The sequence below is a fragment of the Halalkalicoccus jeotgali B3 genome (assembly GCF_000196895.1).
Lineage (GTDB): Archaea > Halobacteriota > Halobacteria > Halobacteriales > Halalkalicoccaceae > Halalkalicoccus > Halalkalicoccus jeotgali.
Map to the genome: position 1 here is coordinate 128,643 of NC_014299.1, position 25,097 is coordinate 153,739.

The window sequence follows — 25,097 nt, forward strand, 5'->3', positions numbered from 1 at the left end:
TGGAGCAGCTCGCGCTCCAGACCCCAATCGAAAGGAACCCATATCTCTAATACTCTGCATTGAGTAGCGGGATCATATGACAAACGAACAGGTGATAGAGCTGCTCCGAAGCGCCTACAACGACGAGATCGAGACCGTAATGAACTACCTGACGAACGCGACCGTCCTCGATGGGGTCAGCGCAGAAGAGGTCAAAGAGAGCCTCCGAGCCGACGCGAAGCAGGAAGAACTCATTCACGCTGAGCGAATCGGGAAGCGACTAAAGGAACTCGATGCCCAGCCCCCGGCTTCATTCGAATTTGAGCCGGAACAAGAGGCACTCCAACCACCGGAAGACACGGCCGACGTACTCTCGGTCATCGACGGGGTGATCGAATACGAAGAAGACGCAATCGATACGTACCGGTCGCTCATGGAAGCTGCCAGAGAGGCGGACGACCCGGTCACCGAAGACCTCGCTATTGATATCCTCAGCGACGAGGAATCCCATCGGAGCGAGTTTCGCAGCTTCCGGAAAGGCTACGATTAAACGACGTCTCTGTCACGCCTTCTGGGTCGTAACTGTGTACTTCTGTGGTCGAGCGGAGACGGTATCTCGGTCTGGTTCACGGGATCGGTCGAGAGCGTTCTATACTGTCGGACAGAGTCGCGTACGGATTAGAATGGAATATCTATCTGCTGTCCGGTGATTCACCGGCGTCTGATATTCAATCACCTCTGTCCGACAGTATAATCCGGAGAATAGGGCGTTTCAATGTTCTCACAGCAGTATTGCTTCGATGGCCGTCGTCACGCCGTGTTCGGTGAACAGGATTGGTTCGTTTGCAAAACCGAGTCACCTCGCCACCTTCGGCTTTATCCATACTACTGGTCCGTTGGCGACCGCATGTAGTGTCCGCCAAAGATTTCGTCGGCTCTATTTGCCCGCCGATCAACCAGGTGAGATGAAACTTGCTGAGGATGACGCCACCCGGATCTGTAAGCGAGTTGTTGATCACGGCGTGGACACTGCGGTGGTTGCTGAGCAGTTCGAGGTCAGTCGGCGGCGTGTGCAGCAACTCGCCAAAGCTACCGTGAAAGCGGTGAGATTCCACAGCTGGAGACGCCAGGACGCAGACCCTACGCAGAGTATCCCGACGATCTCGAAGACCGCGTACTCGACGTACGTCAGCGCCTCGGCGCTGGCGCAGTCGTCATCGTGCACGTACTCCGCGTCAGAGACGGTCTCTCGGTCGCCAACAAGCGCGTTCACGAGATCCTTCAGGAGCACGACCACGTGACCGAGAATCCTACCAAGCAGGGCCGCAAGCGGCCGTGGGTGCGCTTCGAACGCGAGCATGCGGCGGTGACGGTCCATCTGGACTGGTACCGCAATAACCGTGGCCAGCAGGTGCTGGCGGTCGAAGACGACGCCTCGCGGGGTGTCTTTAATACGATCGCGACCGACAGCAGTTCGGCGAGCCAAACTGTCCCGATCCAGGAGGTCATCACCGACCACGGATCGGAGTTCGTCAATCCTCGTCGAGATGATCGACCGTGTCTCGATCACGAGTTTGAACGCTTTCTCCACGATAATGACATCGACCACACGCTCTGCAAAGTCGGCCGACCGCAGTCGAATGGGAAGATCGAGCGGTTCTTCCAGACCTACGAGAAACACCGCGGACGGTTCGGAACTCTCTCCGAGTTCCTCACCTTCTATAACGAGGAGCGCCCGCACATGAGCCTCGACTGGGACAACTTAGAGACGCCAGCTGAGGCGTTCGAGCGGTTGGTGCCATCGCCAGCGACGGGCGGTGGCGACCTGCTCACGACCGAGGTGACTGTCGATGGATGACCGACGAAATCTTTACCGAACAGCACAACCGTCGATGGGTATGATACAGCCGCAAAACGAGGCATGGTTGAATAGCGAGGTCGGAACGTGCTCAACGGGGAGGAACGTCGACGCTCGAACCGACAGCCATGCCGAGACCGATCGCTCGCCTCGTGCGACAATCCGGACCTGCCTGGAATGTGACTCGACCGACGTTCGTCACGTCCCGACTCGCGGGGAGATCGTCTGTGCGTCCTGTGGGCTCGTCGTCGAAACTGACGAGGATCTCCCGCGCACGCTCGACGAACTCGCCGACGTCTCGCGGGTCGAGAAGAGCGAGATCGGGCATACCCACCAGTACCTCTCGGGAAAACTCGACCTCAATCTGGAACCCGTCGATCCTGCGAAGTACGTTCCGCGCTTTTGTTCGGCGCTTGGTCTCTCGGGGGAGATCCAACACCAGGCGAACAGGATCATCCGGGCGGGCGTCGAGGAGAGAGCGCTCTTGGGGAAGTCCCCCTCGGTGTTCGCTGCCGGTGCGATCTACTTCGTCTCGCGGCTCTGTATCGAAGGCGTGACCCAGCACGACATCGCCAGTGCTGTACAAGTCTCTACGGTCGCGGTTCCCAATCATTACCAGGCCCAGGTCGACGTGTTAGGACGCTTAGACGGGGACGTCTTCCAGGAGCGATGCGTCCCGCTTCGCCGTGAAGACGAGGAGGAGGCCACCTCGTGAGCACGATCGCGGGGATTACGGGACCGCTCGGACACGTCGGGGCAAGAGCGACGCCGTTTCTCCAGCTCGTACACGACGGAAGCGGACTCGGTGCTCTCCAGGAGGTGCTCCGAAGCGCTCTCACGAACCCGGCGTTTCTCGCCGTGTGGGGGGTGCTCGTTTGCGGATCGCTCGCCGTACTCGCCTGGGATCTCCGGACGAATAATTCGATGTTGGGGAGCTTGATGAAGTACGTCTGGGGCTTTACTGTGCTTTACTCCGGGCCGCTCGGGCTACTGGTATACTGGTACTCGGGCCGAGCACAGATCGCCCACGACTCGCTGTGGCGGCGGGGCTTTCGCTCGGTGAGCCACTGTTATTCCGGATGCGGTGCCGGCGAGATAACTGGCGTCGTCATCGCCGTGGGTCTGTTGTCCCTCGGCAAGCTCCCTGTTGCGCTGATAACGTTCACCTTCGCGTTCGTCTTCGGCTACACGATGACCGTCGGCCCGCTGCTCGAAGACGGTGTCGGATTTGGTGAGGCGCTGGCCGACGCCTTCTACTCGGAGACCGCCAGCATCGCGATGATGGAGGTCGTCGCGATCAGCACCGACCTCTGGTTGGCGGGCGAGGCGACGATGGGCGATGTTCTCTTCTGGAGTGTGCTCGTATTCTCGCTCACGATGGGATTGCTCGCGGCGTACCCGGTCAACGTCCTCCTCCTCAAACGGGGTGTCAAAGAGGGGATGATGAACCCCAGGGAGATGGCGTCGTGAGAACCCGAGAGGAGGATCGTGCTACCCGGCCACCGACCGAACGATGTCGTCGAAACGTTCGCCAGTCGGTCGACCAACGAAAAGAACAAGCCGTCGGTCGGAGTACGCCCGTTGATGCGTAACTTCACCGTGAGAACGGCTCTCCATCGACGACGGGAATCGACGCCCCGTCGCGTGCGACGATCGTCGTTGACCATCGGGATCGACGACTCCGTTGGAGGACCGGGATGAGTGACGAAGGGACCGATCAAGAAGGTCAGATCCATGAGCCGGACCGCGCCGCCTCAGGCGTGCCGGTCACCGGCTGGGCGATCGGCGACCGCTTCTCGACGAACGAGATCTTCCAGCGACTCCTTGCAAGCGCCGACGAGGAGGTCGCCACCGGTACGACGGAACTGCTCTTCAGTGGGATCGCTGCGGGCTTCGCGATCGTGTTGACGTTCGTCGGCCACGCGGTGGGCAGTGCAGTCTTCCCGAACAACGGGTTCTTGGCCGCGATTCTTTATCCGCTCGGGTTCGTCTACATCATCGTCGGTCGCTATCAGCTCTATACCGAGAACACCCTTCCTCCAGTAGCGCTTGTGTTGACCAGATTGGCCAGCCTCCCGTTGCTGTTGCGCGTCTGGGGGATCGTGCTGTTCGCGAACGTCGTCGGGGCGGGCCTCGGAGCGTTCATTCTCGCCAATAGCCACGTCCTCTCGACGGCAGCGATGCACGCCGGCGCGGAGTTCACCAGGAGTGGGCTCGAACACGCGTGGTGGGACGTGTTCTTGAAAGCTCTGTTCGCGGGCTGGCTCGTCGCCGGGGTAGTGTGGCTCGGTACTGCTGCGCAGGACACGATCGCCCGCCTGTTGCTCATCTACAGTGTCTTCTACATGATCGCTGCAGCGGAACTCTATCACGTCGTCACGGCGGCGGCGGACGCGCTCTTTTTCGTGTTTCTCGACGTCCCCAGCCCTGGGTTGCTCGTTGTTTTCTACGATTTCTGGCTACCGGTGTTGCTTGGGAACACCGTCGGCGGCGTGTTCTTAGTCGCGCTCGTGAACTACGGTCAGACCGAACAACGGCGCTTCCCGGAGGTCCGCGAGCTCTCCGCGCGCGAGGTGCTCTTCAGCTGGAAGGGCGGCCGATCGCACACCACGCCCCGCCCGTACGTCGAGGAGAACGAGCCCGGAACCGACTGATCGACGACCCGTCGCTCCGCCCTCAACGAACTCGTCGTCTTGGAAACCCCGCAGAGCGAGATTTCCGGTGGGGCCTTGTGGTATTCCTGTAACTGTTTCGGTTTTTGGAGAAATAAGTTACTGAGACCTGTCTCTTCCTGTTTTAGCCGGTAGATTTTGGCTTCGACTTCGAATCAGAATCAACGGCCGATAGCGTGGTGTGTCTCTTCGAAAGCCCATAGACGACACTGGCGCGGACGGCCAACAGGAGCACGAGCGCAACGAGGACAAGTTGGCCGACACCGAGGATTTGCTCGGAGGACACCTGGAGCCCGATGGCGATGAACAACACCGTGTTGAGCAGGAAGACGATCCATAGCTTCCTTCGTCAGTGGCTGGCGAAGTTCAGGGGCGTCTCGAAGCACCACCACCAGAAATACCTCGGATTCCTCGGACTGAAACTCAACTCACCGGACGACTGGTTCGAGAAACTGCTATGTTGCAATGTATCGGGATGAGCGTCTAGCATAAATGTTTATGTGAGTTGCACACACACGTACGGACTGGGTATGACCGACGCAAACGTCGCCCTCCTCGTTCGACTCCAAGCACAGTCCGGCAAAGAATCCGATGTCGAGGAATTCCTCCGTTCGGCACTGCCGATAGCCGAGGAAGAACCGGACACCACCACGTGGTTCGCGCTCCGCATGGACGATTCGACGTTCGGCATCTTCGACACCTTTCCGGATGAATCCAGTCGGGAAGCGCATCTCTCGGGCGAAATCGCTGCTGCCTTGGAGGAAAACGCGGACGAGCTGTTCGCAGAACCGCCGGAGATAGAAGAAATCGACGTACTGGAGGCCAAACTCCCCTAACATCTGAAATTGGACAGACAGAAGCAGCAAAGACGAATCTCACATCTCGTTCACGAACGCCGGACGTTGCGATGGACCCTTTCGTGCTACCGCGCCGTTAGTGGCGACCCTCCTCGAACTCCTCGATGATTTTATCACAGAAGGCATCCAAGTCGTCGGGCTTGCGGCTGGTCACCAGTCCCTCGTCGACGACGACTTCCTCGTTAACCCACTCGCCGCCCGCGTTGCGGATGTCGGTCTGTAAACTGGGGAAGGAAGTCAGCGTCCGACCCTCGACCACGTCGGCCTCGACCAGCATCCACGGGCCGTGGCAGATGACTCCTGCGGGCTTTCCTGCCTCGATGAACTCCCTGACGAGATCCACTGCGTCGCCGTCTGCGCGGAGTTGGTCCGCTCCGACGGAGCCACCCGGAACGACGAGCGCATCGTAATCTTCGGGGGAGACCTCGGAGAAGGTTTTCTCCACCTCGAACGTGTCACCCGGGTCGAGGTCGTTGTTGACGGTTTGGACCTCGCCGGTTTCGGCACCGACGACATCGGTGCTCGCCCCGGCGTCCTCGACGGCTCCCTTCGGTTCGGTGAACTCGACTTCCTCGGTGCCTCTCTGTGCGAGGAAGACAGCGACGTTCGTATCGGTGAGTGATTCTGCCATGGTGTTTTGCCTCCGTCCCTAATGACTCCCGCGTTTCAGATAAAACGAGGGGCTGCCCTCGCAAAGACGTGGTCCACCTGTTCCCGAATTTCCCTCGTCGGTTCGAGTCGGATGCACCAAGAACAGTGGCTCGCGGCGCTCGAAACCATTGACGACCACCTCCCGGTCCCGAACAGTTTTCCACAGGATGAGGAAAATCAGGACCACAACTACGAGTTCATGTGTACCTTCGATGGCGAACACGAAAACCCCGGAGAGCGCTGGACGCAGGGCGAATCCATCGATGGGAAAGGCGAGTTCTCCTACGGACGACAGCCCGGCGGCGGCAAACCCGACCTTGACGAGGTCATCGAGGAGATGCACAACGAAGTGAGCTAGTCGGCGTTTTCTCCGGTCTATTTTAGTTTCACGATGATGAGAGTGCCATCAAGGGCGAGAACGGTCAGCGTGTCGCCACCGTTTCTGTACCGTCTCTTGAATAGCCTCCTGAGAGCTATTCGCGCTCGGGAAGTTGTGATTCGTTGAGAAAGAACGGGCCGATCGTCAGCGTCCGGTTCATGACGGTGAGCAGCCGCAGCAGGTAGGCCAACAGGAGCGCGAACGGGAGCAGTGAGAGCGCGAACACGACGCCGACGAACAGAAAGCCCGTACTGACGCCGACCACATCGGTGACCCCGAACAGCCAGTCGGACACCGCGGTCGGGTCGAACAGGACCATCATGTACGCCGTGAGCGCGATTGCGGGCAACGCGGCGTACAACACGGCGCGCCCGACGCCCACGAGTTCGCGCTGGAAATAGAGCGACTTGAAATACTCGCGCGTCGGGCCGAAGAACAACAGCGTCTCGATGAGTTCGTCGAACTGTTCCATTGCTTCTTCCGAGAGTTCGTCCGCGTGTTCGTCGCGGAGCTGTCGCCCGAGATAGATTTTCCACGAGTAGTTGTGGTTGAGTACCGGCAACAATGCGCCGAAGGAGCCGAACGTCGGGGTTTCCAACTGCTCACGTTCGTCCTCGCTGTACGCGCGGACGACATCGATGTACTCGGCGACCTCTCCGGTCTCGGAGGGATTGTCGCCATCGGCCATCGCCCCGTCCAAGCCGTCGAGTTTCTCTTCGACTGCTCTGGCGAGCGCCTGAAAGAACTCCGTGGGCTGTCCGGGGCTGACGCCGACATCGATGTGGTTCTCCGCGTCGCGGCGGAACTCCATCGAGTTGTTCATGTGGTCGCGGAAGCTCCCGAGGTCCGAGAGTTGCTGTGAGAGACCGAACTGCGAGAGCGTGAGCACCAACGTCACAGTCGTGATGATGCCGGTCATCAGCGCATAGAACAGCGTTCCAATGGTGCCAGTTGAGAGAAATTTCTGTATCGAGCGTGGACCGTACAGACCGAAAATCATGAACGCCACGAAGTCCCGACGAGCATGGCGGCGGCGACGGCGCGGCGGTCGCCCGTGATGAGCAACCACTGGGTGACTCGGTTGTTCCCGGCCTGTTCGACCATCGTCTCCGGCGGTTGTGAAATGTCGTACGATTCCGTCTCACTCATTGTTGACCACCATGGCCGTCGCTCGGATAAGTGACTTCGTGACGATGAGTCGCCGACTCCGTTCGCCCCACAGTCGCTCCCGATTTAGCGTCTCTTGTAACGTTTTCGAACGATTTCTCCATCGGCCCGTTCGACGTGTCCCGTATCGTCGCGCGCCAGCGGCCGCACTCGACGAGACCCGCATCCGCGAGCGTCGGCAGGTCTCTGTAGTGCAGTCCGACGGCGACCGCCTTGCGGTGCTTCTCGGGTTCGAGCGTTTCTCGTGATGGTTCCGAGTCACTCTCGCGTCGTCTTCCCGATTCGTGTGCGAACATTCGCCGACGAAGGCGTCGAACGAAACGGTTCCATGGGGGGGCGGGAGCGAGCACCGGAGCACATCGGTCACGCGACGGCGTGAGCGTTTGCAGTGTGGTCGGCGGATGCGGAGTGTTTTGGGCGTAGTTGGTGTATCCGCACTATGGTCGCGCTATACCCCATCCTATCGCTACTGCTCGTGTTCGCGTTAGCGACGCTCATCACACGAATCGGGGCAATCGCATTGGAAATGTCTGGCCTCTCGCCGGATGTCGCTCAGTTCCAAGCCGCAACGGCGTTTACCGGAGCAGGGTATACGACTGACGAGGCCGAAGCAGTGACAGAAACACCCGGTAGACGAACCATCGTCACGCAACTCTTCCGACTCGGGAGTCTCGGTCTCATCAGTGCGATTGCCTCGCTCGTCCTGTCGTTCACTCGGAGCGGCGGTGATGATTTCCTCAGTATTGTGTATATCGTCGCGGGATCTGTCATACTATTTCTCGTTGCGAGGAGTTCGTGGCTCAATAGTGTCGTCACGCCAATCATCAAGCGGATACTCAACCGGAGGACTGACCTCGAAATCCGTGATTATGCACAGGTTCTCGGACTTCGGGACGAGTATCGCATTGCAGAAATCGATGCTGACGAAGGGGATTGGATCACTGGAAGCCCACTGGCTGAATTAAATCTCCCTGACGAGGGAGTTCGCGTATTAGCTATTGAGAGGAAAGATGGGTCATATATCGGTGCTCCGGGGTCTGATAGCGAGATACAGCCGGGTGATACGGCTGTGTTCTACGGACAGGAACATAGACTGCAAGAACTCTCAGATCGTGACCAAAGCGATACTCAAGCACATGAGGATGCCGTTGAAGAGCACGACGAATACGTCAAAGAACAGGAACCGTCTGAGGGGTAGTGGAATTAACTTCTCCTGTAACCAACACTTCCCTACTTACAGGGTGACACTCCCACGATGAAACGGGGACGAGAGTGTTAGTCGAATCATTATCCTCTATCGAGGATTAATCTCTCGGTTGATACTCAACTCCGGGTTCAAAAACACCTGTTTTCCATACCGATACCAAAACCCCCGCTCTTTATATACTGAATCGCGGTACGAATAGGGTGTCCGAACACCCCATGCAGATCGCCGCCTACGTCCGCGTCTCGACCGACGACCAGAACGAGAATCGCCAGATGCGTGCGATCCGACAGAAGTACAACGGGGAGGAGACCTCGAACCAGATCGAGTGGTTCTGTGACCTCGGTGAAAGTGGGGCCTCAACGTCGCGCCAGGAATACCAGCGCCTCCGCGAGCACGTTGCCGAGTACGATGTAGTGGTCGCGCACGAGCTCGATCGGCTCGGTCGGTCGTTCGCCGACCTCGCCGGGTTCGTCGAGGACCTCCGCGAGAAGGGCATCGACATCGACCTCGTGAACCAACCTATCGGGACCGTCGGGGAGGACGACTGGATGGCCGAGATGATGCTCAACATGATGATGGTGTTCGCCGATGCCGAGCGCAAGATGATTCGCTCGCGTGTCCAGGAGGGCATCGACGCCGCCATCGCCGACGGCAAGCGCGTTGGTCGCCCACCCTTCGGCTACACCGTCGAGGACGGCTTCCTCCAGCAGATTCCCGCCGAATACGTTCGTGCCCAGACGTTTATCCGCGAGGTGCGCAAGGGCCGCGAGAAACACGCCACCGCCGCCTTTTTCGAAATTCCCGAGTCAGCCGTCCAGAGCGTCCTCGCACGGGCCGAGGCGAACTACGACGTCCCGTTCGACAACGACCAGTGGCGACTCGAACGCGCAAAGGTCAGCGCTGGCGAGAAGGACCTCCCGCCGCTCGATGGCCAGAGCGAACACCCACCCGCACCGACGAGAAGACCAGAACAGTAACTGTTCGTGGGAGAGCAAGCGTTCGGAGTCATCAGTGCGCTTGAGCCAACCGACTCGATCATGAGCAGGTGACAAGGCGGTCGTCGTACTCGGCAGAAACCGATGGGACAACATTCACTGTACTACGGTAGCCGCGTGTACGCAGCGAGCCCTCCGTCCAGTGTTCGTCTGCCGGACGACTTGTGGGTACGGTTAGATATACGATATGGGTACGAAGTCAACGCCAGAGTCGGACTCAGCCGACACAGATGCACGTATCGACGCAAAATCATCCACCACAACCCCGCTGAACGACACGGCGGAGATGGTGGCAGCGGCTCTCGTCGCCGACGCCACCGGCTACAACGACCAGCCCCGGTTTTTCGAGGGCGAACCCGACGGGAGTGGTGATGGTCTCGACGGTTTCGTCGCGGATGTCACGACCATCGCACAGGCACAGTGCGAGCGGTGGAAGAGCTACGCCGATATCGAGACGCTGATCTGCCACCTCCCGATCGATCATCTCACGTTCGCCACACACGATTCGTTAGCGCCGTATTCGGGGCGATATCCGATGGCAGTCCACGTTCGAGCGGCTCTGCTCAAGGAACTCAACGGCTGGGACGAAACCGCACTCCACGACCACCTCCGAGCCCATCCCTCGCTCCGTCAAAAGCTCGGCTTTGAGTCGCTCCCGAATCAATCGACGTTCTGGCGTGCGTGGAACGAACGTTTCAGCGAACAACTTCGTGACGCCGTACAGGAGTGTGCCGATACGATTGTGAGGGCCGCACGCGCCTGTGAGGTGTCGCTTCCCGATCGGATCGAGACTCACGGACCGGCTGACTCCGACCCCGACAGCCGTCCCAAGCACCAGCTTGTCGCCGCAAAGACCGACGAGGTCTGGCAGCAGGCCAAACCGTTCGTGACCGACGCCTTCGCGCTTGACCGCGGCCAGAACTGGCAGATTCATGAGAGCGCCTTCTGGGAACAGCACGCCTACATGGGGATGCGCGAGGACATGTACGCGCGCAGCGGCCCCGCCTCGTTCTCGCTTGATACGACACGAGAGCGGATTCCCACGGGATCGACCCACCGCTATCAGATCGGGAAGCTCTCAGTCGGGGGGATTCGGGAGATGCTGCGCAACACCACGCGGATGTTGATCGCTCGCGCCCGCCAGAACGGCGAGCTCGGCGGGCCGGTCTTTGCGGCTATCGACGTGACCAAGGGATTCCCGTTCACTGGCGACGAAGAGGGCCACGAGGACGACATCCTCGGCTACAAGGACGGCAACGACTACTACCAGTGGGCCGTGCTCAAGATCGTTGGGATGGACGTCCCGCTCGTGCTCGACATTGTCCCGCGCGAACGAGGCCAATCGAAAGACGAGATCGTGGAGAAACTGCTGGAACACACGACCCAAATGGTGGATATCGACCTCGTGATGATGGACCGTGAGTTCGACAGCGACCCAGTGAAAGAGACCTGTGAAGAACACGGCCTCCACTACCTGAATCCGACGCGCATCTTCACGAACAGCGACGAGGCCGAGACCATCGAGTGGATGTACCGCAACGGCAAACGGTTCCACGTCACGGAGGAGAAAGCCGACGAGGGGACGCTCACGCGTAAGCAGGTCTACCTCCCGAAACGGTCGAACTCGGACAACGAGGATGAAGACGACGATCTCTCGGCAGTCTGGACGGAGATATGCGGCGAGTGGGGGTTCGAGGACGTGGAGGGCGAACCGAGCGAAGGGATGTCGTTCTCGCGGCTGCTCGCGGACATCCAACGCGAGGAAGACATCGAAGAGCGCAAGCAGAGAGCACAGAACGGAGACGTCGACACCAGCGAAACCGTCGTCTTCGAGACGAACCACCCCTACGTGACCACCCGCGACGCCGACGGTCAGCAGATGAACGGAAAGGAGTTCATTCACATGATCGAGCGGCTGATCCGGTGGTATCGGCACCGTTGGGGTATTGAGAACGGCTTCAAGAAGCAGAAACACTTCATGGTGCGAACCACCTCGACCGAACGCGACTATCGGTTCTTCAATTTCGCGTTCGCGTGCGTCCTCTATAACGTCTGGCGGCTGGTGGACCTGCTCGTGAAGATCGCCATCGACGGCGAGAACCGCACATACAAGCCCCGAGTGGATGCGAACCAATTTCTGACCGTGGCGAAGCAGTACCACGGGCTCGATCCGCCTGACTGACGCCCGGCCATCCCTGCGACCGCCCGGTCGTGAGCGTCGGCTCTATCGGACGTTCGTTTGTTTCACGCTTTGAGGAACTGATTCTGAGATTGCGGCCCGATTCCGTCAGTGGGTTCTTTGCTACGGCAAGAAAACACCTGCAACGAATGTCCGTTCCGTGCATTCAGCGGCTACCTAGCCGACATCAGCTTACACAGTTCCACGAAGCCAAAGCCAAGGGGATGACTCAGGGAACTATCGACGAAACGCCAAGCGCGTCATCATCCGCTGGATCAACTGGCTCACCTAACGAGACATCGAGCGCTTTGAGCAGCTTGACGAAACCGTCCTCGCCCACTAGGCCGAACATCTCCGCTGTCGTGTCGCCGCAAGCGAAGCCGAGACGACCGACGGGGGTATCGCCCGCTCAACCGCCTAGACCTACTACAAGACGGTCTCAGCCTTTCTCGGCTGGGCCTCCAAATGGGGCTACCTGCAAGAGAACTACGCCCGAGCTAGCCTCGCTCAGGAGTCGATGCCTGAACAGTCCGCATTACAGCAGTCCCAACAACAGTTCTGGGCTCCAGAGCAGCGCACGCAGATCCTCGACTACGTCAACAAGCGTGCTCACGACGCCATCGACGAGAAGGGTTCGATGCTGACCGTGAAGCACGAGATCGCGCTCTCGTCGCCGTCCTCGCATTCACTGGAGTGCGTGCATCCGAAATTTCCGCTCTGAACACGACAATCGTACCGGCCGTCAGGGCATTCGCTGGCGCGACGTCGACCTCGACGAACGGACATCTCCGTCCTCGGGAAGAACCAGCAACGCCAATCCGCATGGCTCCTTGAGCAAGCGATCCCCGCTGTCGAACGCTATCGGACGATCAGTGATCCACCGACCGATGATTGACCGGTCTTTCCCACGAGACACGCGCTATCGCTCTACGAGTGTGCTCGCACGCATCTTTGCGAAGTGGAGGGTAAAGACGAGGAGACGATAGAAGCGGTTCTCGAGGAGAACTCAATCGAGGACGTGTTGCGGGAGTACCGGATGGTCTCACCTGCGATCACGACGACGGGCGCGCGAAGCGTGATGAAACGGCTCTGTGCGGCCGCAGAGCTCGACATTCCGACTCCACTGGAGGGTCCTGGGTATCTCCAACTCCACGGCGCTCGCCGCGGGATCGGTGATATCTTTTATCGGATGGATCATGGCACTGCGCAGGACCTCATGCGCCACCAGAGGCTCGAAACGACCAAAGACCACTATTCACATATCGACGCGACGGGGGGCGCGAAACGTGCGAGTGAAATACTCGACCAGTCTGAAGAGTAAGCTGGTGGGTCGAAGCCTAATAGAGATATCGACAATATCGCTATAGACGACGTTCGCGCCAACGATAATTTTCAGATAGTGTAGATAATAGGATATATAGGGAATATTTAGTGGTGCATAATTCACGCTGTGCGCACAATTTGCAAAATGTGAAAAATGGGTATTGCATCAGATACCTGGAGGACCAGTGAATCCCTTCCTTAGTTACGTAGCACCTCAACTATTTCCTGAACTCGTTGTTCATCAGCCTCAATATCACGTTCACGAAGGATTTGAAGAGCGACCTCGTCAGCGTGATCTGCAACGACCTGAAGGCATGCATCCTGAAACTCTCTGCCTTCAAATTCGGGAAGATCGAACATTGAGCAAGCAGCAGTCACTGACGACCGTGCTCGAGTAAGGTCATGCCACGTCTCATCACGGACATAGAATCCATGCATATCAGTTTCGTCAAACGAAAACGGTGGTCCACTAGTAGATTCGTCTCCATCCGAGTCAACCGGTTGCTGAGGAGATTCAGATTTTTTGTTCACCTGTTGATCATGTTCTTCGACAGGCGAGTTGGTGTCTTCTTCCGAGATAAAATCTTCCTCGGTGTCTAGTGCTTCTTTCTCCGTTTGTTTGAGCTGCTTAGCGACGTCACTAAACCGGTCGTCCTCATCAGTCATGACTGTGTTCCTCCACGAGATCCGCTAAGTAGTCGAAGTTCGGGATCTGATCGCAGTCCTCGTCGAATTCCGAGACTGGTAGTCCCTGTTTGAAAGCCCGAGAAATAGCCGTTCGTTCACGGATCCCAGGCTTCGGGACCTCATCGATACTGCGTTCTGGATCGTCAAGCGCATCGAAAATATCTGGATCAATCTGAGCATATTTGGGAACAAAGGAGCCGAATTCTCGATTGAGGTTCTCAACGAGAATTCGATGCTCGTTGTGCTGACCCATCGTCTCCCGAATCATATTAGGCGTCACGGCGAGGATATCGAGACCAATATTCTCTCGAATCGGCGAAATCTGACGTCCGATCATCTTATTCAGTCCATTGATCGAGCCTGCACGGGGAATAAGCGGGATGATTACCCGTTGGACAGCGATGAGTGCATTGTCGGACAGTTTACCTCGGCCGCCTGCTGCGTCAATGATTACGTAATCGAACCCGTTTTGGATCAGTGGTTCAACTACGTTCCGACGAAGCTTCACGTCTGCAAATCGTTCGTCCTTCAACCTCGTTTCTACGTTCTCCAGATCGTCGTTCGAAGGCAAGAGATAGACTCCGAATTCCGTCTCGATAAGTAACTCGCGGGGATCTTCACCGTCGATGACTGCATCGCCAAGATTTGTATCTCGGTCGTACGCATCATCATACCCCAGCTGAGTGGTCATATGGCCATCTTTATCGAGATCAATCAAGACAGTCTCATGACCTCGAGCTGCGAGCCGATCAGCGATATTGAGTGCGATTGTGGACTTTCCCACCCCACCCTTCAGGAGGGAAATTGCTGCACCAGGAAGTCCTTCGAACTCTCCAGTACTCATTGGCCATCACCAAGATAATATCGAGATATTGCACATTGTATGGGGAATCTAGATTTTGTAGATTTTGTGGGCAATTTAGGTTTTGTAAGCAATGTACGTTTTGTGGAAGTCATATATACCCCATGTAGCTCGCACAACTTAATTCTACGTCAGACGCATCGTCTACATTTTTTACATAATGTAAAAAATCCTCGATCTAGGAATCGTCCCCTGCACCATTTTGCTCCCAATCTGGTTCCAATGGATGACGTAAACAGTGTAGATTTTTCAGATTATGCAAAAAATACAGATTATGTAAGCTATGGAGGTTGTGTCACCAATCCAGAAATCTTGCACTCTACAGAGCAATCGTCAGATTGGACTAATAGACTATTCAATATTGCACATTAGTGAACTACCTTCAAACCAAGAGGAGGATAGATAGTCTCAATCCAAAACCAGGTGCTGCTTCTCTTATTGATACTCCTCGAAAGCCTCCCCTTCGTGAGCTACTAATTCCACTGCGAAGTCGATAGTTCGTGCTCCAAGGCCACTGATTGCATAGTAAGAGTAGGGCTGATGTTTCTCAGGATCCGTCTGTTTCCAGTGTGTGACAAGATTAGTTTCTACAAGCTTGTCAAGATGTGAATGGAGGGCGTTTCCGCTTCGGCCAGTCATGTTAGAGAGTTCCTTTGCACTCATGCCATCGGCGTCCCGAAGTCGATACAAAATGGCGAATCGCAGCGGATGAGCTACCGCCTTAAATCGATCAGTGAAATCGGACAACTCCTGTGGATTCGTCTCTTCGAGTAGCTCTGCTGTAACGTCAGCAATGAGCTGTGAAGCCGTATTCCCCTCCACATCGGTATCCGCTCCTGTGCTTGCCATATGGATCGATAAGAGCTTAGCAAGTAAGAAGGTATCGACTGTTACCTTCGTCTGGATACACCATCTCTAACGTCAAGAAGACGCAATGAGAACAAATGGGTTTTATCCATATGAGCTGTAGAATCTCCTATGCGCGAGTATGATGGGAAGCCGATGCGAGACGTTCTCCTTGAGCGACTTCCTGTTGCCCCTTATCCGAACTTTCTCGTCTATATGATGGGCCCATACACGAAATTCGAGCTGGAGTACGTCCTTTCAGAAGAGACGGACTCAGAGGATGTCAAGGCCGATCTTGGTGCATTTAGCACTGCTGATCAGGAATTCATTACTGAACTCGAGAACCTCTGTTCGTTCCTTCGAGACGACCCAGGTGTGAATGCATTCATCGCTACCGATCCCGAGATTCCCCTTCCTGAGAACAAAGACGACGAAGAGCCGGTGATGAATGCTATTGCACAGTCAAAAGCATATGCTGAAGCCAGCAATGCTATCGCGTTCGTTCTTCCGATCGCTGGCCTCCGAGACGGAGTAAGTGCGGAAATAGGGGCGGTACTTGAGTCAATGGATCTAGAAAATAGTGATCCCGGTCCCTCAGTGAAGGATCCACGTCGATTTCGAATTTTCGCCGAAGCTGGAATTACGAGTACGACGATCTACGCCACAGAAGACGAATATAGCGTGCCGATCGTGGAGTACAGTTCTAAAGAACAGTTACGAAAGGAGCTTCATGAGTTCGTGACGGATGTCGCTATCCTCGAGCAGAACGGAATCCTTCCTCCAGTGCAAGAAGAGAGTAACGAAGAAACGTCCTAGTAGCATTATCTTGTGGAGAGAGTGAGATTGCTCGTAGAGACTGGATCTTCTGAAGGCTATTCATTCTCGTGTTTTAGTACCTTGTGCAACATCGGTTCGACCAAAACGATGTTGCACAAGGTGGCTACGAGATGAAACTCAGACAGATAGTGAGAATCCAGAGAGACACCACTCTTGCAAGTGAAGCTGAGAAATAAGACGGGAGAGGGAGTCAAATGGGAGAATAACTAATCAGATAGATAACAGTTACTCCAACTATTCGAGAGAAGTGCTCAGAACACCAACAGAGAAGAGAAGAACTAGTTACATGTCAACGCTTTAGTTGTAATCATGGACTGTTCTTCTAGCTAGTCTCTCTAGTCTAGTGTTTCACTTGTAACAGTGGTGTGTGTCTATGACTTCACTTGAAACAGATGCAGGGGTGGTTTTATATAGAAAGCATGGGAAGAGTCTCACATGCGTCGGTTCGAGCGGAAGCAAAACATCTTCCGCAATAAAGACGCCCTTGGAGAATCTTATCAGCCCGATCAAATTGAGGAACGCGACGAAGAGATCGATGAGTATATGGATGCTCTTCAACCAGTCGTCGACGGTTGGGAACCGAACAATATCTTCCTCTACGGGAATACTGGCGTTGGGAAAACGGCTGTTACCGACTACCTTCTTGAGAGACTGCAAAATGACGTCTCTGAGTACGAGGATATTGATCTCTCAGTCATCTCGCTCAACTGCAAGACATTGAATTCATCGTACCAGGTAGCTGTTGAACTCGTCAACAAACTTCGACCAGCCGGTGGAGAGATTAGTTCGACAGGATATCCACAACAAACCGTTTTCAAAAAACTGTATAAAGAGTTTGAAGCAATTGGAGGAACGATTCTTTTGGTGCTTGACGAAATCGATTCGATTGGGGCACGTGACGAACTCTTGTATGAGCTGCCACGGGCACGAGCAAACAACAATCTCGATACAGCGAAAGTCGGTGTTATCGGAATTAGCAATGATTTCAAGTTCCGTGATCAACTGGACCCTCGTGTCCAGGATACACTCTGTGAGAGAGAGCTACATTTCCCACCATATGATGCACCTGAACTAGAAAACATCCTTGATTCCCGGGCTGATGTCGCAATTACTGAAGACGGGCTTGAGCAAGGTGTTCTAAATTTTTGCGCTGCCCTTGCTGCACGTGATAGTGGAAGTGCTCGACAGGCGCTTGACCTACTTCGACTTGCTGGAGAAATCGCCGAAAACAGTGATGCAGATCTTATTGAGCGTGATCACGTCGAAGGAGCGCGAGCACGACTTGAGCAAGAGCGTGTTGAAGAGGGGATGCGGGAGCTAACGACACACGGTCGACTAGCATTACTGGCAGTGATTTCGAAGACTGCAAAGGGGGAAACGCCGTGTCGGACTCGTGATATTTATGAGGAATATCTCACTCTCTGTAACTCCTCCGGGACCGATTCGCTCGCCCAACGGTCGGTACACAACCACCTCTCCGATCTCCGAATGCTTGGCATCCTATCGGCATACGAGAATCGTAGTGGATCTCGCGGTAACTACTACAGCTATGAGTTAGATGTCCCGTTCACCAGCGCAATCGAAGCAATGTCCGATGTTCTTCGAATGGACGGTGAGATTGAGGTAATTCAAGAGATTGCGTCGGTCAACGGCGTTTCATAGACGGACCACACCACCCTTACAAGTGAGCTTCACTTGCAGCAGTGGTGTGTGCGACCCTCTCTGTTTCACTTGTAAGAGTGGTGTGCTTCACTTGTAACCACGGTGTGTCCCTTGAGGACCTCAGCGTCAGCGACTCTCGTTAGATCGTTCATTCCTCTCTAGCTAACCTTGTACAACCGTATTAATAGAATAACAATCTTTGTTGCACAAGGTAGAATGCCCCCGACAGCACCTTCGTCTTTTCCGAACTACCTTGCCGAAGGATTTCCCAAGCAAGACGACAAGACACTTCAGGAAGCGCGTATATTGACGAGTTGCTTAAAGCCCGTAAGCACCGTTGAAAAGAGCCAGTCACTGAAGACGAATTACCCGAGAATGCTCAGGTTCTTAAAGACGAATCGAGTAGCGCAGTGTATCTCGAATATCGAACCTGCGGTGACGAGAGTTGATCGTGTATGAGCGGCGGTGCAAAACACGGCCCGTATAAGTACCGTGCCTACCGCGACGGTGATACCGTCCACCGGGACTACCTGGGGAAAGCAACCAAGACGGACACTGATACCAATGCTGATTAACACTGATCAGCCATGGCTCCCAGCCGAGATCGATCGTGTCTCGTGGTCGCAACCTTCTAGAGTGCTGAGTGGTAGTACTGAATGTAATGAACAAGAAAGAGCAGCCAGCAGTTTACTATCAGCTTAGTGATACTGTTGATGTTCTCGCAGCATTCGATAGAGCGGGGATCGAACATTTAGAGGTGTCTGCAGAACGGACGATCGTCATCTACAGTCGAACGATCTTCGATTTCGAGATCGATAGTGGTCGGTTAGAAGACGCTCAAACGGTTACCGTGGAGGTGTTCGATATCTCACCTGATCTCGATGCTGATACCGATTCAGTCCCGCTTATCGAGACCTTAGTTGAGGAACTTGCAACCACGGCAAGCGTCGACTGGGAGCGCCGCTGAGCGCTCTCCTAGTCGGTCGTGTGCTCGTAGACCGAGACCATTCCAAGCGAAAGGTACTCGACGATGTGGCGCTACTCTCGCCGCTCGATGATGCTCGCAAACGCGACGTTCGACTGGACGGTGTCGATTTCAACGGTTACCTCCTCGTCAGGTTCGGCATCCGGAACGATTACCACATATCCCCGTTCAACACGGGTGATTCCATCTCCTTGATCGCCGAGCGTATCGATCGTCACCGTTCGAACTTCACCCTCCTTGACTGGTGGCTCCGGTCTCTCTGCCGGGGAAGAAGATGATAAAGCAGCAGTGGATGCTGTGCCCTGGTGGTCGTCTACTGCGTCCTCAGTCTTCGTAGGAAGCACGGCGACGTGATAGACTTCTCCTGGATTGACCGTCATTTGTTCGACCACCTCTCGTGGAACCTCGAGCTGCAGTCCTCCGTTTTGTTCAGTCAGACGAGACGTAATGAGCGCTCGAAGACGATCTGGGATTGAAACCATTGATACGTATCGTGAGTAGGTGCATACACGTCACGCTATATAACCTCTTTCGGCAAATGTGTCTGCTAGAGCGTACTCTTTGCTACGTGTCTCCGTTATCTCACTCGATACGATGTCGCTGGAGAAATCTGCAAACTCTTCGCTTGGTGAGCAGCTGCAGGCACTTCACGATACTGCGCCTCAACGCTATAGTCTGCTTGAACGCTATGCAGAGGACCTCAGACAGGCTTTCGAACAGTCTGGGCGAAACTACGCATCGGCGAAGCAACTCTATCGGACGTGGGATAACCCGCCGTTCGAACCACAGATTCTCGGCCAGCTCCTAAGTGCTGCCGCGGATCTCGGCGTGCTCCGGGTCTATACCCATCGGAGCAATCACAATCGATACGACCTCACTGCGTACGATTCGGCGCGAATGGACCGGCTCGCAGCGATCTTCACTGACGAAGCAGCATCAGCGACAGATGCGAAGTTCGCCGACCGATAACTCCTGTTCAGGCTGCATTCAGCGTGTCGTGGAGGTACTGCTGTTCCCATTCGCGACGAGCGCTGAGTTCTCGCTGGCCACGTGCCGTGAGTTTGTAGAGGTTCGTTCGACGATCCTGCTGTGATTTCTCGACGAGTCCTTTATCGACAAGGGTATCGAGATTAGGGTAGAGCCGCCCGTGCTGGATCTCTTTGTCGTAGTACCCTTCGAGCTCGGCTTTGAGTGCGAGGCCATGCGGGTCGTCTAATCCGCCGATGACATAGAGCAGATCCCGCTGGAACCCGGTGAGATCGTACATGTTTTTATATTGTACCGAGTCTTTGTCAACTTATTGTATAATATACACCGTGAGTGTGTCTGAGATAACACAGACTGACTCAAATCCATAATGTCGATAAGACGATAATTACAATCTCACACATCTAGATACTAGCCGGTCATTGTTCCTTGAATCGATACAGAAAGACAGCAGCTGAATTGGTGCTCTGCTGTCCATATATACGAGCAGAGCTGACCCTGTGACTTAGTGCGCGACGGGGTTGATCCGTGGTCATAAAGGAGTATATCACTCGTCTGATCGAGCATGGCCTCATCTACGAGCAGATCGACGGGACCATTGACATCGCTTGCCGGGGTCCTGTATGGTCTCGCTGCTTGTAGTCGACACCGGTACTGATAAGTTGCCGTGGCACTACGTACCAGACGCACACCCTGCACTGCTCCCAGGGGCGTGCGAGTCGTTCCGACCCGCGGTACCGAACCGCGTGAGGAAAATTGTGTTGTCAGCAGAAGATAACACGAGTCTGTACATGGATCCTACTGTTTGCCGACGGTGGTCCACATCGGGCCACCGTCGGCGGCATCAACGGAATTTCTGATCCCCTACAAAGAAGTCTCCGTAGCATTGATTAGCAGTCGTATACCCCGGAGATGGCACCCGAGGCCGTGTCCACGCACGAGTGCAGGTGTTCCTTGCGCTGTTCATCACGTCGTCGTCATTGTCAATTACCTCACCCCCAGTAATCGAGTACCTGGAAGCATGATGGTTAGTCGATAGAAATCCGGAATCCTACGATCGTCGCTGTTACAGAGCGAACTTATAGTTGCTGTGCGTCCGTGACGTCACGAGGCGTGGCAGCGGGTCCGCGATGTGGTCGTGGTGCCAATATTTGAGAAACGGCGTGCTGAACTGCTATCACGGGCATCCGGACTCCCGAACGCTCGCGAACTCGTTTCGTCGTCCACAGCCAAAAGTGGTTATGGATTTGCAGTCGAATCACAATCCATTACGCCGTGGACATCGTACTGCACACATCATGCAAGCCCTGCCGGCCGCGAGTCCGATGCCGATACAGATCAGTAAGGTCGGCGTCACCGCCGGCTACGACCTCGCGGTGTTTTTCCTCATCGGGCTGTTCGGCGGCGCACACTGCATTGGAATGTGTGGCCCGCTCGTCGCGACCTACGCCGAGCGCATGGAAACCAACGACCGGTGGTCGGGCGCGCTCACCCTCTATGAGATGCGCCAGCATGCATTGTTCAACCTCGGTCGAACGGTGAGCTACGCGTGCATTGGAGCCGTCTTCGGGACCGCCGGCGCGCTCCTCTACGGAACGATCGGGCTCGCCGGCATTCTCGGCCCGTTCCAGGGCGCTGTCGGCGTGCTCGCGGGTGCGGCGATCCTCGTAATGGGTCTTACCCGGTTGGCGGGCTACCGGCAGGGAGCAGTCGAGGGGATCATCGCCGGAACCGGCGTCGGTTCGCTGTTCGCCCGGAGCTACACGGCGATCTCGACGCGGATCGATCGCTGGGTCAACGGTGTCGGCATCCTCGGCCTTGGCGCGCTCCACGGACTACTGCCGTGCATGCTACTCTATCCGGCCTTCCTGTATGTGTTCGCACAGGGATCGCCCGTCTATGGCCTGTTCGCCCTCGGTACGCTCGGACTCGGCACCGTACCGAGCGTGTTCCTCTACGGGACCGTGATCGGGTCGGTGAGTGCGCGCCAGCGACAAACTGTCCACTACGGACTAGGCGTGCTCTTCATTGGACTCGGGTATGTACTGCTAGCAATGGGGTTCATGCGCTTCGGAATCATGCTCCCGCTGCCCGATATCCCGTACTACCAACCGCTCGCCGGCCCGGAGGCGATGACCTGAGATGGCGACCTGCACGCTCTGTGAGCTTCCCGTCGAGGACCCGATCACGAGTACAGAAGTCGATGGCGACTTTTGCTGTCAGGGCTGTCTGGAAGTCGCCCGCCTCGTCGACGACGGCGAGGACGTCGATCTCTCAATCGCGGCGGTTCGCGAGCGCGTTGCGGCCGAAAACACTCGGCCCGACATCCCTGACGGTGCCGAAACCGTCTATCTCTCAATCGATGGGATGCACTGCCAGACCTGTGAGGGGTTTATCGAACTCCTTGCCGAGGAGGAAGAAGGCATCCACGAGGCACGGGCCAGCTACGCAACCGAGATGGTCCAGGTGGTGTACGACCCCGACCAGATCGACCGCAACACGATCGCCACGACCCTGAGCCAATTGGGCTATCGGGCCAACGATCCCGATGAGGAGAACGACTCGCTGCGCTCACGCGTCGAGTTCGGCAAGTATCGTGCCGTGCTTGCAGCCATCCTGATGATGCCGGTATTGATTTTCTACGTCCTGTTCATCTACCCGGTATACCTCGGGATCTACCCCGAGAGTTTCCTCTATGGCACCACCATCGAGGCGATGGTGTTCGGGCCGCTAGCAATCTGGAGCACGCTGATCGTCATCGGGCTCGGCTACCCTATCTTCCGCGGAGCCTACGTCAGCCTGCGTGTCGGCCGTCCGAACATGGACGTACTGATCGCCATCGCGGTGCTCGCGGCCTACGTCTACTCGATGGTTACCTATCTCACGGGCGGGCGCGATCCGTACTTCGACGTCGCGGTAATGGTGCTCGCAGTTGTCACCATTGGCAATCACCTCGAGTCCCGTGTCAAACGCGCCGCGCTCGGCAACCGGGCTGATCTGACCGACTCACGTGTCGACGAGGCCCGCCGGCTTGACGACGACACTGACGCCAGTGAAACTATTGAGATCGATAAGTGTGAACCCGGCGACCGCCTTCTCGTTAAACCCGGCGAGCGGATCCCAGTAGACGGTCGGATCATCGATGGCACCGCCGCGATCGACGAGGCGCTCATCACGGGCGAATCCATCCCCCAGCGCAAGTCCATCGGCGACGACGTGCTCGGCGGCTCGATCCTCACCGACAGCGCGATCGTCATTGAGGTTGGCCCTGACGCCACCAGCACGATGGATCGCCTCGTCGAACTCCTCTGGAACGTCAAGAGTTCCGCGACGGGTGTCCAGCGCCTCGTCAACCGGTTTGCCGTCCTGTTTGTCCCTTTCGTGCTTGTACTCGCCGGGCTGACTGCCGCCAGCTGGTTCGTACTTGGCAACGACCCGAACACAGCCGTAATGGCGGGTGTCTCCGTACTGGTGGTCTCGTGTCCGTGTTCGCTCGGGATCGCCACCCCACTCGCACTCGCGGCGGCCACTCGCGATGCCACCGACAACCGAATGCTCGTACTCAACGAGACGGTGCTCGAACGAATCGACGACTCATCGGTGGTGGTGTTCGACAAGACTGGGACGCTCACCACAGGAAAAATGGAGCTCACGGATGTCTTCGGTGACGATCCCGACGAAGTACTCGCAATGGCAGCCGCCGTCGAGCGCCGGTCGAGCCACCCGATCGCCGCCGCGATCGACGACGCTGCACCGCCGACCACACGCTCAGTGTCGAGCTTCAAGCGCGCCGACCGCACCGTTTCGGCGATCGTCGACGACACCCGAGTGGTGGTCGGCCATCCCGGCTCCTTCGATACTGACGAGTGGACGATTCCTGCGGCAATCGAGGCAGCCGTCGCGGATGCCTACGAGTCGGGCACCCATCCCACAGCGGTCGCGTGGGCGGGTGCCGTCCGCGGGATCGTTACGGTTCGGGATACGCCGCGCGAGAACTGGGAACGTGTGGTTACCGACCTTGCTGACGCGGGCCGAGAGATCGTCGTCCTGACTGGCGACGACGAGCGGATGACTGGGACGTTCGCGAACCATCCCGCGATCGATCACGTGTTCGCGGGCGTGCGCCCCGAGTCGAAGGAGGTGATCGTTCAGGGCCTTCGCGAGCGCGGGACGACAACGATGATCGGTGACGGGACGAACGATGCACCCGCACTGGCAAGTGCGGACCTCGGGATCGCAGTGTCGAGCGGCACCGAACTCGCGATCGAGGCGGCCGACGTAGTAGTGCTCGACGATCGCCTCGACGCCGTCCCCGAGTTATTCGAGCTCGCGGGGAACACCCGCGGACGGATCAAGCAGAACCTGATCTGGGCGGCGGGCTACAACACGATCGCGCTCCCGCTCGCGATGGCTGGAGTCATCACACCACTGATCGCCGCAGTTATGATGGCAATTAGCAGCCTCGTCGTCGTTTTCAACTCGAAGCGTCGGCTCCTGCCGTCGAGCGACGAACACTCAATCGAACCCGGCCCGGACGACCGCGACGACCGGATCGCCACCCCAACATATTCCGACTGACGTTGAACGGGGTATTCTCGCCTTACTATTCCCTCGTCAGTCGTTTAATTGTCTCTGGCAGTGAGATATAGATATGAGCGAAGCGCGGCCAGCATCGGTTCATGACGGCATTCACAGTATCATTCTATGAAATCCTCGGGATCGCAATACTCTTCTTACTCACCAGTCGCAAGCGAGGATTCAGTGACGACTGGTTGCCGTTTCAGACTCATCGGCGTAGATCGATATCGCCTCACGAAGCGTCAGAACTTCGATCTCGCGTTCTTCAACCCACCCAAGCATTTGGCCGATCGACTCTTCAGTCATCTTCTTTTTGACCGTATGTGCCCCAACTACGCCAAGAAGTGCCTCCTCAGCAATCTCATCTAAATCTCGCTTGACTGCCG

The 25,097-nt window shown here is 56.5% G+C and carries 27 protein-coding genes and 1 pseudogene; 19 read left to right on the forward strand and 9 right to left on the reverse strand.

Translation table 11 applies throughout. The features are described from left to right. Window positions 1–76 precede the first annotated feature (76 nt). From HACJB3_RS16955 to HACJB3_RS16990, 7 genes and pseudogenes are all read left to right on the forward strand, one after another. Window positions 77–529 (forward strand): ferritin-like domain-containing protein, encoded by a 453-nt coding sequence (locus tag HACJB3_RS16955; protein WP_008415522.1) that lies wholly within the window; start codon window positions 77–79, stop codon window positions 527–529. A 669-nt stretch (window positions 530–1,198) separates the two neighbouring features. Beyond that, window positions 1,199–1,837 carry an IS481 family transposase gene (locus tag HACJB3_RS16965; protein WP_238532957.1) on the forward strand — a complete coding sequence of 213 codons (639 nt, stop codon included), beginning with the start codon at window positions 1,199–1,201 and terminating at the stop codon, window positions 1,835–1,837. A gap of 40 nt (window positions 1,838–1,877) precedes the next feature. Next, a complete protein-coding gene (locus HACJB3_RS16970; protein WP_008415518.1) occupies window positions 1,878–2,552 on the forward strand; it encodes a transcription factor TFIIB cyclin-related protein in 675 nt (224 codons plus the stop codon). Next, window positions 2,549–3,307: a DUF4396 domain-containing protein gene (locus HACJB3_RS16975; protein ID WP_008415517.1), complete on the forward strand. Its 759-nt coding sequence runs from the start codon at window positions 2,549–2,551 to the stop codon at window positions 3,305–3,307. Before HACJB3_RS16970 ends, HACJB3_RS16975 begins: the two co-directional genes overlap by 4 nt. Window positions 3,308–3,534: 227 nt before the next feature. Next, window positions 3,535–4,491: a formate/nitrite transporter family protein gene (locus HACJB3_RS16980; RefSeq protein WP_008415516.1), complete on the forward strand. Its 957-nt coding sequence runs from the start codon at window positions 3,535–3,537 to the stop codon at window positions 4,489–4,491. Between the two features lie 353 nt (window positions 4,492–4,844). Further along, a pseudogene (locus HACJB3_RS19820) lies at window positions 4,845–4,988 on the forward strand (IS1595 family transposase); the annotation flags it as partial. A gap of 51 nt (window positions 4,989–5,039) precedes the next feature. After that, the gene (locus tag HACJB3_RS16990; protein ID WP_008415514.1) at window positions 5,040–5,345 is read left to right on the forward strand and encodes a putative quinol monooxygenase; all 306 of its coding nucleotides are present in this window, start codon (window positions 5,040–5,042) and stop codon (window positions 5,343–5,345) included. A gap of 97 nt (window positions 5,346–5,442) precedes the next feature. On the opposite strand, the gene HACJB3_RS16995 is transcribed toward HACJB3_RS16990, so the two are convergent. Beyond that, a complete protein-coding gene (locus HACJB3_RS16995) occupies window positions 5,443–5,997 on the reverse strand; it encodes a type 1 glutamine amidotransferase domain-containing protein (RefSeq protein WP_008415513.1) in 555 nt (184 codons plus the stop codon). 111 nt (window positions 5,998–6,108) lie between these two features. On the opposite strand from HACJB3_RS16995, the gene HACJB3_RS17000 reads away from it, so the two are divergent. Then, window positions 6,109–6,375, forward strand: coding sequence for a manganese catalase family protein (locus HACJB3_RS17000; RefSeq protein WP_008415511.1), 267 nt, complete (start codon window positions 6,109–6,111; stop codon window positions 6,373–6,375). A 115-nt stretch (window positions 6,376–6,490) separates the two neighbouring features. On the opposite strand, the gene HACJB3_RS17005 is transcribed toward HACJB3_RS17000, so the two are convergent. Next, window positions 6,491–7,396: a hypothetical protein gene (locus tag HACJB3_RS17005; protein ID WP_008415510.1), complete on the reverse strand. Its 906-nt coding sequence runs from the start codon at window positions 7,394–7,396 to the stop codon at window positions 6,491–6,493. Continuing rightward, entirely contained in the window at window positions 7,393–7,545 is a 153-nt protein-coding gene (locus HACJB3_RS20385; RefSeq protein ID WP_008415509.1) for a hypothetical protein, read from the reverse strand. Before HACJB3_RS20385 ends, HACJB3_RS17005 begins: the two co-directional genes overlap by 4 nt. A 457-nt stretch (window positions 7,546–8,002) precedes the next feature. Between HACJB3_RS20385 and HACJB3_RS17015 the strand changes: the two genes are divergently transcribed. From HACJB3_RS17015 to HACJB3_RS17035, 5 genes are all read left to right on the forward strand, one after another. After that, window positions 8,003–8,761 (forward strand): TrkA C-terminal domain-containing protein, encoded by a 759-nt coding sequence (locus HACJB3_RS17015; protein WP_008415507.1) that lies wholly within the window; start codon window positions 8,003–8,005, stop codon window positions 8,759–8,761. A 224-nt stretch (window positions 8,762–8,985) separates the two neighbouring features. Continuing rightward, on the forward strand, window positions 8,986–9,747 hold the full coding sequence (locus HACJB3_RS19240; RefSeq protein WP_008415506.1) for a recombinase family protein: 762 nt from the start codon (window positions 8,986–8,988) through the stop codon (window positions 9,745–9,747). Window positions 9,748–10,051: 304 nt separating this feature from the next. Continuing rightward, on the forward strand, window positions 10,052–11,947 hold the full coding sequence (locus tag HACJB3_RS17025; RefSeq protein ID WP_008415505.1) for a transposase: 1,896 nt from the start codon (window positions 10,052–10,054) through the stop codon (window positions 11,945–11,947). 514 nt (window positions 11,948–12,461) lie between these two features. Further along, entirely contained in the window at window positions 12,462–12,665 is a 204-nt protein-coding gene (locus HACJB3_RS17030; protein WP_008415503.1) for a hypothetical protein, read from the forward strand. Between the two features lie 237 nt (window positions 12,666–12,902). Then, window positions 12,903–13,265: a hypothetical protein gene (locus HACJB3_RS17035; RefSeq protein ID WP_008415502.1), complete on the forward strand. Its 363-nt coding sequence runs from the start codon at window positions 12,903–12,905 to the stop codon at window positions 13,263–13,265. Between the two features lie 200 nt (window positions 13,266–13,465). On the opposite strand, the gene HACJB3_RS20390 is transcribed toward HACJB3_RS17035, so the two are convergent. From HACJB3_RS20390 to HACJB3_RS17050, 3 genes are all read right to left on the reverse strand, one after another. Then, entirely contained in the window at window positions 13,466–13,933 is a 468-nt protein-coding gene (locus tag HACJB3_RS20390) for a hypothetical protein (protein ID WP_169312212.1), read from the reverse strand. After that, a complete protein-coding gene (locus tag HACJB3_RS17045) occupies window positions 13,926–14,798 on the reverse strand; it encodes a ParA family protein (RefSeq protein ID WP_008415498.1) in 873 nt (290 codons plus the stop codon). Before HACJB3_RS17045 ends, HACJB3_RS20390 begins: the two co-directional genes overlap by 8 nt. Window positions 14,799–15,251: 453 nt before the next feature. After that, a complete protein-coding gene (locus HACJB3_RS17050; RefSeq protein ID WP_008415497.1) occupies window positions 15,252–15,665 on the reverse strand; it encodes a winged helix-turn-helix domain-containing protein in 414 nt (137 codons plus the stop codon). A 129-nt stretch (window positions 15,666–15,794) separates the two neighbouring features. Here HACJB3_RS17050 and HACJB3_RS17055 point away from each other — a divergent pair, with 129 nt between their 5' ends. The 3 genes from HACJB3_RS17055 to HACJB3_RS17065 all read left to right on the forward strand — a co-directional run bounded on the left by HACJB3_RS17055 (window position 15,795) and on the right by HACJB3_RS17065 (window position 19,128). Further along, window positions 15,795–16,478, forward strand: coding sequence for a DUF7509 family protein (locus HACJB3_RS17055; RefSeq protein ID WP_008415496.1), 684 nt, complete (start codon window positions 15,795–15,797; stop codon window positions 16,476–16,478). Window positions 16,479–16,934: 456 nt separating this feature from the next. Continuing rightward, entirely contained in the window at window positions 16,935–18,161 is a 1,227-nt protein-coding gene (locus HACJB3_RS17060) for an orc1/cdc6 family replication initiation protein (protein ID WP_008415495.1), read from the forward strand. Between the two features lie 661 nt (window positions 18,162–18,822). Continuing rightward, window positions 18,823–19,128 carry a hypothetical protein gene (locus tag HACJB3_RS17065; protein ID WP_008415494.1) on the forward strand — a complete coding sequence of 102 codons (306 nt, stop codon included), beginning with the start codon at window positions 18,823–18,825 and terminating at the stop codon, window positions 19,126–19,128. A gap of 71 nt (window positions 19,129–19,199) precedes the next feature. Here the strand turns inward: HACJB3_RS17065 and HACJB3_RS17070 are convergent, their stop codons facing one another. Then, window positions 19,200–19,538, reverse strand: a complete 339-nt coding sequence (locus HACJB3_RS17070) for a TRAM domain-containing protein (protein WP_238532958.1) — start codon at window positions 19,536–19,538, stop codon at window positions 19,200–19,202. Between the two features lie 202 nt (window positions 19,539–19,740). Here HACJB3_RS17070 and HACJB3_RS17075 point away from each other — a divergent pair, with 202 nt between their 5' ends. Further along, on the forward strand, window positions 19,741–20,115 hold the full coding sequence (locus tag HACJB3_RS17075) for a hypothetical protein (RefSeq protein WP_013199641.1): 375 nt from the start codon (window positions 19,741–19,743) through the stop codon (window positions 20,113–20,115). 7 nt (window positions 20,116–20,122) lie between these two features. Here the strand turns inward: HACJB3_RS17075 and HACJB3_RS17080 are convergent, their stop codons facing one another. Beyond that, window positions 20,123–20,413, reverse strand: a complete 291-nt coding sequence (locus tag HACJB3_RS17080) for a PadR family transcriptional regulator (protein ID WP_008415490.1) — start codon at window positions 20,411–20,413, stop codon at window positions 20,123–20,125. 1,018 nt (window positions 20,414–21,431) lie between these two features. On the opposite strand from HACJB3_RS17080, the gene HACJB3_RS17085 reads away from it, so the two are divergent. Together HACJB3_RS17085 and HACJB3_RS17090 are read left to right on the forward strand one after the other, a co-directional pair. Beyond that, window positions 21,432–22,274 carry a sulfite exporter TauE/SafE family protein gene (locus tag HACJB3_RS17085; RefSeq protein WP_008415489.1) on the forward strand — a complete coding sequence of 281 codons (843 nt, stop codon included), beginning with the start codon at window positions 21,432–21,434 and terminating at the stop codon, window positions 22,272–22,274. A 1-nt stretch (window position 22,275) separates the two neighbouring features. Continuing rightward, entirely contained in the window at window positions 22,276–24,711 is a 2,436-nt protein-coding gene (locus HACJB3_RS17090) for a heavy metal translocating P-type ATPase (protein ID WP_008415488.1), read from the forward strand. A gap of 180 nt (window positions 24,712–24,891) precedes the next feature. Here HACJB3_RS17090 and HACJB3_RS21130 read toward each other — a convergent pair whose 3' ends face one another. Beyond that, window positions 24,892–25,017, reverse strand: a complete 126-nt coding sequence (locus HACJB3_RS21130; RefSeq protein ID WP_008415487.1) for a hypothetical protein — start codon at window positions 25,015–25,017, stop codon at window positions 24,892–24,894. Window positions 25,018–25,097: the final 80 nt, after the last annotated feature.